The organism is Streptomyces triticirhizae (genome assembly GCF_003696235.1).
GTDB lineage: Bacteria > Actinomycetota > Actinomycetes > Streptomycetales > Streptomycetaceae > Streptomyces > Streptomyces triticirhizae.
Genome location: NZ_RFFJ01000024.1, coordinates 36056 through 45495, shown reverse-complemented (window position 1 = coordinate 45495; position 9440 = coordinate 36056). Strand labels below are relative to the sequence as shown.

Sequence of the window (9440 nt, the reverse complement as noted above, 5' to 3'; positions counted from 1 at the left end):
ATGCCGGCTCGGCCGGCGCGGCCTGGCCCGTGGCCGGCAGCAGGGCCGCCAGCAGGGCGGCGGCCGGCAGGCCGAGCAACGCGGCGCGGCGCATGGCCGTTCGGCGCCCGGCCGGCCGGCGTGGGGAGATCGGCTCGGGTGGGGTCGGTCCGGGGGACATGGGGTGTGGGGGTGTCCTGCGCACTACGGCTCCTTCGACGGCTGCGGAAGGCCACACGCGCCAGCGGCCGTTCCTGCAAGATGATGCAGAAACTTGCGGCATCGTATGAGCCCTGGCCGACGCTGTAAACACTCCGCGCACGGGCCCGAGGAACCGGGGTGAGGCGCGGCGGAGCGGGACCGTGCCGCAAGTTCTTGCAGAGCGGCCGGCGTTGCTCCCGTCAGGGCAGCTTGGCGACCAGCTCCGGCGCCGCCTCGGGCAGGCCGTCCTCGCAGCCGCTCCGTCCGACGTTCTCCAGCCGGACGCGCACCGAGACCGAGGTCTCCTCGGCTATCTCGTAGAGGACCGCGCAGGACGCGAGGTTCGTGCCGGAGACCTCCTGCCCGGTGAACCCCTCCGCCCCGTCGGGACGCGGATCGAACCCCAGCTCGTCCGCCAGCTCCTCCGCCCCGGCGGACCAGACGTGGACCACGATCTCGCCCGGATAGGCGCCGGTGGAGGAGACGACCCGGCTGCGGAACAGGCAGCCGTTCACGATCCGCTCGTCCCGCGCCTCGGGAAGCCGCATCCCCTCCTCCAGGCCCATGTCCTCCCGCTCGCCCTCGGAGAGATACCGGCAGGCGATCGGGTCGTCCGCCTCGAACCCGGGCACGGGCGTCCGCTGGAGGTGGGCCCACAGGGCCGTACCCAGCACCGCCGTCGCCACCAGCAGCACCCAACCCGCCTGCCACCAGCGGCCGTTGACCAGGCGCACCTCCCCCCGGCCCTCCCCGCGCACGCCGTCGGCTATCGCCTCGGCCAGCCGCCGCGCGTCCGCCGTGTATCCCGTGACCAGCAGTTCGTCGCCCGACCTCGGGCGTATGCGCAGATGGGTGCCGTACCCCAGCCAGTCGGGGCCGCGCCCGCGCACCTCGCTGACCCGCTCGACGTCCGCCCAACGCACCCGCCGGCTCTCGCCGGCGACCCGGTGCACCAACCCGTCGTCCCGCAGCGCGAACGACTCCTCGTCGCGCGTCAACGCCTGCCACAGGCGGACCCCGCCGAGCAGCAGCGCGGCGAGCCCCACCCCCAGGAGCACCCCGGGCAGGAGCGTGGGCCCGAACCCCTCGCGCGGCTGGTCCGTCCCGCCGAGCAGCACCGGAATCCCGACCGCGACCGCCGCCGCCCCCAGCCCCAGCGCCACCCAGCCGACAACGACCCGCGCGGTGTTGTTCGTTCGGTACTCCTCGGGAGCGCCCCCGCGCCCTTGTCCCGCCATGCCCCCACTCCCCCGTCATCGACCGACCGTCGGAGACCGGTCATCGTCCGTCACCGACCATGCGCCTGCGACCCTAGCGCGGACCACTGACAGTGACCACGCGCCGACGGGACCACGATGACGGAACAGGACGGACGGGCCCCCGGTGCCCCGACGCCCCACCTGTTGTAACTTAGGCAAGCCTCACCTAAGTTCTCAGGGATCGGAAAGTACCGTGCTGCGCTCAACCCGTGTCGTTCCCCTCTGCCTCGCCCTCGGGCTCGCGCTCACCGCCTGCGGCGGCGGTGGCGACGACAACGCCGAGCCGACCGGGGCGCGGTCCGCGAGCCCCTCGGCCGAGACCGACTCCGAGGCGCCGCCCACCCTCCCCGAGGGCTGGCACTATGTCGCCGGCGACGACATCCCCGCCGAGAGCGCCACCCCCGAACTCCCCGTCACCGTGGTCGACGGCACCGGCACCGAGGTCACCGTCGACGACGCCAGCCGGGTCATCGTCGGCGGCGACGACGTCGCCGCCATCCTCGGCGGCCTCGGCCTCGCCGACCTCGTCCACGCCGCCCCCGAGAACAGCGCCTCCACGGTCGCCCTTCAGGCGCCCCAACAGTTCGCGTTCTCCCAGGAGACGGGCACCGAGGGCCTGCTCTCCGTGGACGGCACCCTCTTCATCGGCAACAACCCGGCCCGCCACGGCGATGTCGCCGCGCAGTTCAGGGACGCGGGCGTGGACGCCGTGGTGCTCGACGACCAGCAGTCCACGGCCGACAAGATCCGCGAGATCGCCGGCTACCTCGGCGTGGACGAGGCGGGCGAACGGCTCGCCCAGACCGTCGAGGAGCAGTTCGCCGAGGCGAGCGAGACCGCCGAGGGCATCGGCGGCGCCGACGAACTCCGCGTTCTCCAGGTGACCTCCAGCGGGGCCGGCGGCGCGAACGCCGTCGTCGGCACGGGCACGGCCGGGGCCGACATCGTCGAGGCGCTCGGCGCGACCAGCGTCGGCGTCGAGGCCGGACTGCGCGGCTACTCCGTCGAGTTCAGCGACGAGGGGCTGCTCGACGCCCGGCCCGACGTGATCCTCATGGGCACCGCCGACCTGGAGGAGTGGGGCGGCCTGGAGGGCTTCGCCCGGGCCTTCCCGACGCTCCTCGACACCCCCGCCGGGCAGGCGGGCAACATCGTGGTGATGCCGAGCGAGCAGATCAAGGTCAGCGGCCCGGCCTCGGGCGCCGGGGCGAAGGCGCTGGCACTGGCCCTCGCCGAACTCGCGGCATGACCACCGTCAGGGACGGGGACGCGACGGGGAACGGGGCGACGCCCGAACGCGGAACGGACCTCCGGCGCGGAACGGACCCCGAGCGCGGAACGGACCCCGAGCGCGGAACGGACCTCCGGCGCGGAACGGACCCCGAGCGCCGGCCCGTTGACCGGCGGGGACCCGAACCGGAGACCGGCTCCGCGCCCGGGCGCGGAGCCGCCACCGCCGCCGAACGCGGGGGCGTGCGGCGGGTTCCCCTGGCCGTGGGGCTGCCCGTCGGCGCCGTCGCGCTGGTCGTGGCCGTCGTCGTCTCGTTCGGCGTCGGCCCGATCGACCTCTCCCCCGGCGTCGTGCTCAGCGTCCTCGCCGAGCGCACCCTCGGAATCGGCGCCGGCGAGGACCGGTTGAGCACCTCGGTCGTCTGGAACCTGCGCACCCCGCGCGTCCTGTTCGCCGCGCTCACCGGCGCCGCCCTGGCCGTCTCGGGCGCGGCGCTCCAGAGCCTGTTCCGCAACCCGCTCGCCGACCCCGGCATCATCGGCGTCAGCGGCGGCGCATCCGCCGGCGCCGTCACGGCGATCGTCCTGACGCCGCCCGTCGCCTCGGCCGCCACCGGCTGGCTGGTGCCCGCCTCCGCGTTCCTCGGCGGCCTGCTCGCCACGGCCGTCATCTATCTGCTGGCGCGCCCGGGCCGGTCGGCCGGGACGTCCCGGCTGCTGCTCGTCGGCATCGCCATCGGCTCCGGATTCGCCGCGCTCACCGGCTTCTTCACCTTTGTCGCCGACGACGAGGAGCTGGAGACCATCGTCTTCTGGCAGTTGGGGTCGTTCGCCCGCATCGACTGGCTGCGGCTCGGGCTCGTCGCCATCCCCATCCTGGCGGGGATCACCGTGGTGCTGGTGCTGCACCGCAGGCTGGACATGCTCACGCTCGGGGAGCGGCAGGCGCAGCACCTGGGCCTCAACGTCCGCGCGGCGCGCGGCACCATCGTCGCGGTGACCGCCCTGCTGACCGGCGCCTGCGTCAGCTTCGCCGGCACCATCGGCTTCGTCGGGCTGGTCGTTCCCCATATCGTGCGGCTCGCGTTCGGCCCGGCGCACCGCGCCCTGCTGCCGCTCTCCGCGCTGCTCGGCGGCCTGTTGCTGGTGGTGGCCGACACGGCGGCCCGCACCGTGGCGCCGCCCGCCGAGGTCCCGATCGGCGTCTTCACCGCCGCGCTGGGGGCCCCGTTCTTCCTCTGGCTCGTGCTGCGCTCGCGGGAGGTGCGCATATGAGGGTCACCGACACCAGGGTCACCGACACGGGGGTCACCGACACGAGCGGAGGGGAGTCGGGGACATGAGAGTGCGGACCCGCCCGGAGGACGGAACGGAACTCGCCGGGAACGACGGCCCCTGGGTCGTCGCCGAGGGCGTCGGCTTCAGCGTCAACGGCGCGACCCTGCTGCGCGACGTCGACCTCACGCTGGGCCCCGGCAGCGTCGTCGCGCTCGTCGGACCGAACGGCGCCGGCAAGTCCACGCTGCTGGGCCTCGTCGCCGGCGACCACGCCCCAACCGCCGGCCGGCTGCTGGTCGGTGGCCTGCCACCCACGGCGTGGCGGGCGAACGCGCTGGCCAGGAACCGTTCCGTGATGGCCCAACAGCACACCGCCGCCTTCGCGTTCAGCGTCCGCGAACTCGTCACCATGGGCCGCATCCCGCATCCGCCGTCGCCGGACGACCCCGGGATCGTGGAGCGGGCCCTCGCCGACGCCGACGTGGCCGGGCTCGCGGAACGCGACACCACGACCCTCTCCGGCGGCGAACTGGCGCGCACCGCCTTCGCGCGCGCCCTCGCGCAGACCACCCCGCTCGTGCTGCTCGACGAGCCGACGGCCGCGCTCGACCTGCGCCACCAGGAGGCCGTGATGCGCGTCGCGACCGAGCGGGCGGCCGAAGGGGCGTGCGTGGTCGTCGTGTTGCACGACCTCAACCTGGCGGCGCGGTACGCCGACCGCGTCGCCATGTTCGCCGACGGGCGGCTGGTCGCCGACGGAACGCCCGACGAGGTGCTCACCGAGGAGCGCATCGCCGAGGTCTACGGGCAGACCGTCCGCGTGCTGCGGCATCCCGTGTCCGACCAGCCCCTGGTCGTGCCGGTCTGAGGACCGCACGGGCCTGGGCCCGTTCCGAGCCGATGGATCATGCATCTGACTGACACCGACTGGCAGCCGCTCCCCCGACCGGCCGGGCCGCCGCGCCCGGTGGTCGTCGCCCGGGTCGCCGACCCCGAGGCGGCCCGGCTCAACGGCGACGCCATCGCGCGCCGGGTCGCGCGCGCCGGCGGGCCCGAGGTGGTGCGGCGCACCGCCGCGACGGCCGAGGTGCGCTTCTGGCACCACGCGCCGGAGGCGACGGCCGTCGCCCTCTCGGCGAGCGGCTGGTGGCGACCGCAGGCGCCGGACCGCTGCGACCTGGCGCGGGTCGGGGCGACGGGGTGGTGGACCGCGACGTTCCGCGTGCCGGCCGACTGGCAGGCCACCTACCGCTTCGTCGAACACCGGGGGGCGACGCCCCCGCCCTGGTGGAAGCGCGGGCTGCGCGACCCGGGCGCCCCCACCGTCGCCGACCGGCACAACCCGGCGCGGCACGCGGCGGCGCGGGGCGAGGACTGCGCGGTGGTCCGGGTGCCGGGGGTCGCGCGCCGGCCCTGGCTCGCCGCGTTCGCCACCGAGGGCGCGCCGGCGCGCGAGTTGCGCACGGGAGCGCGCGAACCGCGCGTGCGCTGGTGGGCGGCGGAGTGCGACGAGCCGCTGCCGCTGCTCGTCGTCCTCGACGGCGAGGCCCACACCGAACGCCTGGCCACCCACCGGGTGCTCGCCGGGGCGGTCGCCACCGGCCAACTCCCGCCACTGGCCGCCGTCTTCGTCGACTCGGGGCCCCGGCGCCCCGAGGTGCTCGGGGTGCCGGGCGGGCGGGCGCGGTGGATCGGGGAACGGCTGGTGCCCCGGCTGCGACGCGACGGCCTTGACGGCCGGCGGCTGACCGCCGACCCGGCCCGCACGGTGGTGACCGGATCGAGCTTCGGCGGCCTGACCGCGCTGTTCACGGTGGCCCGCACGCCCGAGGTCGTCGGGGCGGCGCTGGCGCAGTCCACCTCCCTGTGGCGCTACCCCGAACGCGCCCTGCTCGCGCCCCTGGTCGCCGCCGACCGGGGTCACCGGCTGCGCCTGCGCCTCCAGTCGGGGCGCTACGAGGGCGCCCTCCCCGAACTGGCCGACGACCTCGCCGTCCGCCTCCGCGAACGTGGCGTCGACGCCACGGCCACGGTCGTCAGCGGCGGCCACGACTGGGCCTGGTGGGTCCCCCACGCGATCGAGGGAGCGGCCGAGTTGCTCGACGGCTGAGCCGTCGCACACCCGAACGCCAGCCCGCCGTCGGCCGGTTCGCCGGTCAACCCGTTCGCCGGTTCGCCGGCTGGCGAACCGGCCGAGGCCGCCGCCGTTGGCCCACACCCCACGAGGGCGGGCCTCAGGGGACGGACTCCATCTGCCGGGCCAGGGAGATGTCCGGGCGAGGGATCTCCCCGAAGAGCGGGTGATGCTCACTGTCCAGCCCGTCGATCGCGGCGACCAGCCTCGGGCTCATGCGACGGCCTTCGGCCGCCTCCCCCCGGTGGAGGGAGGCAACGGTGCGCAGCAGCATGGACTCGATGGTGATCACCCCACGCTGGTACAGCGTCGGCTCGTCCCAGACGTAGAACGTCCGGCGAGGAGCGAGGCGTCGCGGGGAGTTCGCGTGGTGCGCCGGTCGGCGTTCCTGGGCGTCCAGGTCCAGCGCCTGTTCGGCCCAGTGCCGCGCGTCGCGCATGTCCCCCTGTTGGAGGTGGAGGAGGTACAGGCACAGGGCGGCCGTCGACTTGCCCGCGCCCGCCGAGAACTGCCACCAGAAGCGCGCGCCCTCGTGCCGGCCGGAGAGGTGCAGCAGGCAGGCGAACACCATCGCCCCGTCCGGGTCGATCTGGTGGACCAGTCCGGCGATGTCGGTGGCCGCGTGGGAGGTGCGGATGATGATGCGGGAGAACTCGGCCAGATCTCTTCCGGCCTGGTCCTGGAGAACAGCCGGAGGACGGGGGCCGAGCGAGCGACGGGTGGACGAGGAGTCAAGAGCCTGTTGCGCGTACTCGTCGCGCTCCAGCGCCTCCTGCCAGAGCGCGTCGCCGATGGCGGCCTCGATACGCCGGCGCGAGCGGGCGACGTCCTCAGGCGCCACGCGCGAGGGCCGTTCCGTCCGCCGGGGCAGGGCGGCGCCCAGAAGCAGCGCCTCGACCTCGATGTCGGACAGCTGTCGCATGTTCACTTCTCCTCGTCCTCGCGCACGGTCGAGGGCCCGAGTTCCGTGGCCAGCCGGGCCCTGGCCATCCTGAGATGCGAACGAACCGTCGGGGCGGCGATGCCCATCACCTGGGCCACCTGGTCCGGTGCCAGCCCCATGACGAACTGGAGCACGATGACGTCGTACTGGCGCTCCGGAAGGCGGGCGATCGCCGCGTACAGCCCCAACGCGCTCTCCAGGGCGGCGAACTGTCGGCGGAAGTCCTCCAGCGCGCGTCGGCTGACGCGTCGGAACGCGGCTGCCTCCAGCGCCGGGCGGCGACCACGGCGTCCGAGTTCGTCGGCGATGCTGATCTTCAGGATCGCCCAGGCGGCGGTCTCCGGCGCCGACTCCCGACGCAGGCGCGCCCAGCTACAGGCGATGTCCATCATGACCGCGTCCACCAACTCCTCGGACAGGCCCGAGTCGTCGAGTTGCAGTTCGGCGTACTCCTGGTACAGCCCGTAGTACCTCTCGTGGAACGTCCAGAAGTCGTCGGGGAGTCGACTGGTGATCTCTCGGACCGCCTGGGCGTACGGAGGCAGCTCGGGGGTCTCGCTGGTGTTCACGCCTGGATCTCCTCTCCCGCCGGCAGGCCGGCCGTGGGTGGTTGCGTGGGGCGGCGTGTGGGGCGGCGCGCCGCCAGGTCGGCAGCGCCTATCCGGACGCCGGCGCCGAGCAGACGCCGTATGAGGTGGAGCACGTCGGGCCCTAACACGCGTAGGGCCAGAAGCAGGGTCACGACCGCGTAGAGGTCCACGGGACCGCCTTTCGAGTCGGTGTCAGGGGCGTGGCCGGACCCCCGGTACCGGCCTGGGTGGTAGCTCTCTGCAACCAGCAAACCCGGAAGGACGGCGTTTTGTTGATGCCGAACCCGGCAACTTTCCGGCCGTGCGGTGCTGCTGACGGCGCATATGCCGAAGTCCCAGACGCGAGCGGACCGGACCGTGACGCCGAAACCGAGCGTGACCAGGCGTGATCCGCGTTCCGTTGGGGCGGGACGGCCCCTCCGCTCGTTGGTCATACTCCTCACCACGATCGGTGATGTGGCAGAGATCACATAGCAGTTGGCGATTGATATGCCGGGATTGGGGCACTGCCGGCCGCTTTTCGTGGCCAACGGCCCCCGCGTGCGGCGCCCGCCCTATGACGCCGGGGACGAGGGGCGGTCGCGGCGGCGGGCGGTGCCGTAGGCACGGCGCCAGGTGCGGAGGTGGCGACGGTCGCCGAGGCCGGCTCCGTTGAGTTCGATGAGGCTGGCCAGCTGGGCCCCGTTCAGCCAGGGGGCGAGCAGATCGCGGTGCACCAGCACGATGTCGTTGGCCACGGCGAACTCCGTGGCCTGCGGGGTGAAACGGGTGTTGGTGACGCACAGGGCGACATCGGCGGAGAAGTGGGTCCGGGTGCCGAGGAGATCCCGGATGGTCGAGGGGGTGACGGGCCGTCGGGGCGCGAGGCGCTTGCACTGGACGACCATGGTCCGACCGTCGGGCAGCCGCCCGGCGATGTCCCGCCCCCGGTCCCCGGCCCCGCCGACGCGGCGCACCTCGGTGCAGCCGTCCTCACGGAGCCGGGCCGCCACCAGTTCCTCGAACGCCGTCCCCGGCAGCGCGTCAACGCCGGCCAGCGAACGGTTGTTGGCGAGGACGGCGTCCTCGCGCCGCCACTCCTCGTCCCGCGCCCGCTCGCGCCGGTGCACGCGCCGCCCCCACCACAGGAGCGCGACCAGGCCGACGAGGAGAACGAGCGCGACGACGGCGAGCCAGCCCCACCGCAGCGTCACCCCGGCAACGGCCACGGCCCCGACGGTCGCCAGGGCCCACCGCACCCGCCGAAGTCGCCGAGCCCTGCGGGTGCGTCGCCTCGCCACGTTGCCACTCCCGGTGATCGCGCGGTCGCTCCCCCACAGGTTGGCGGCCGCAGGCGTTCGCGTAAAGGGCGCCTCGGCGTCAACGCCCCGCGTCAACGCCCTGGAGCGGGCCCGCGAAAGGGCTCACCGTGGAACGCCGACCTGGGTGGGAGAGACCCCGTGAGCGAGATCGGAGCCGCTGCGGCTGGCGGACGGCCACCCCGCCCCGAACGTCCCACCGCACGGTCTGGAACGGGCGCTGACCGCGCTGCCCCGGCTGACCGACGCCCTCGCCGACCCCGCCCTGAGGGCGGAGGCCGCCGACTGGCTGACGCTGCTCCGGCAGCAAGGGCGGCCGGATCGGATCGGGGAGGATCGTCGGTCGGGTACCACCCGGGAGACCAACTCCCCGCGCACCGCGCACGCGGAAGGCCCCGGACCATGACCGGTCCGGGGCCTGTCCCGCGTCTGTGCCCCCGGCAGGATTCGAACCTGCGACACCCGCTTTAGGAGAGCGGTGCTCTATCCCCTGAGCTACGGAGGCAACCGAGGCGCGCCGGGGCGTCG

8 protein-coding genes and 1 tRNA gene are annotated in these 9440 nt (G+C 74.3%); 4 read left to right on the top strand and 5 right to left on the bottom strand.

Going from position 1 to position 9440, the window contains the following annotated elements; translation table 11 throughout:
- Positions 1-380 precede the first annotated feature (380 nt).
- Positions 381-1418 (bottom strand): hypothetical protein, encoded by a 1038-nt coding sequence (locus tag EBN88_RS07360; protein ID WP_122183002.1) that lies wholly within the window; start codon positions 1416-1418, stop codon positions 381-383.
- Between the two features lie 214 nt (positions 1419-1632).
- Here EBN88_RS07360 and EBN88_RS07355 point away from each other — a divergent pair, with 214 nt between their 5' ends.
- From EBN88_RS07355 to EBN88_RS07340, 4 genes are all read left to right on the top strand, one after another.
- Positions 1633-2688 carry an ABC transporter substrate-binding protein gene (locus tag EBN88_RS07355; RefSeq protein ID WP_199742291.1) on the top strand — a complete coding sequence of 352 codons (1056 nt, stop codon included), beginning with the start codon at positions 1633-1635 and terminating at the stop codon, positions 2686-2688.
- Entirely contained in the window at positions 2685-3944 is a 1260-nt protein-coding gene (locus EBN88_RS07350) for a FecCD family ABC transporter permease (protein WP_122183001.1), read from the top strand. Before EBN88_RS07355 ends, EBN88_RS07350 begins: the two co-directional genes overlap by 4 nt.
- A gap of 64 nt (positions 3945-4008) precedes the next feature.
- Positions 4009-4815 carry a heme ABC transporter ATP-binding protein gene (locus EBN88_RS07345; protein ID WP_122183000.1) on the top strand — a complete coding sequence of 269 codons (807 nt, stop codon included), beginning with the start codon at positions 4009-4011 and terminating at the stop codon, positions 4813-4815.
- 39 nt (positions 4816-4854) lie between these two features.
- Positions 4855-6057 (top strand): alpha/beta hydrolase-fold protein, encoded by a 1203-nt coding sequence (locus tag EBN88_RS07340; RefSeq protein WP_122182999.1) that lies wholly within the window; start codon positions 4855-4857, stop codon positions 6055-6057.
- 124 nt (positions 6058-6181) lie between these two features.
- On the opposite strand, the gene EBN88_RS07335 is transcribed toward EBN88_RS07340, so the two are convergent.
- The 4 genes from EBN88_RS07335 to EBN88_RS07315 form a co-directional block, all read right to left on the bottom strand.
- Positions 6182-7003, bottom strand: a complete 822-nt coding sequence (locus tag EBN88_RS07335) for a hypothetical protein (RefSeq protein WP_122182998.1) — start codon at positions 7001-7003, stop codon at positions 6182-6184.
- Positions 7004-7005: 2 nt separating this feature from the next.
- Complete coding sequence (locus EBN88_RS07330; protein WP_233580516.1) at positions 7006-7593, bottom strand: RNA polymerase sigma factor; 588 nt, start codon at positions 7591-7593, stop codon at positions 7006-7008.
- A gap of 575 nt (positions 7594-8168) precedes the next feature.
- Complete coding sequence (locus EBN88_RS07320; RefSeq protein WP_122183006.1) at positions 8169-8822, bottom strand: restriction endonuclease; 654 nt, start codon at positions 8820-8822, stop codon at positions 8169-8171.
- A gap of 522 nt (positions 8823-9344) precedes the next feature.
- A tRNA-Arg gene (locus EBN88_RS07315) sits at positions 9345-9417 on the bottom strand.
- Positions 9418-9440 lie beyond the last annotated feature (23 nt).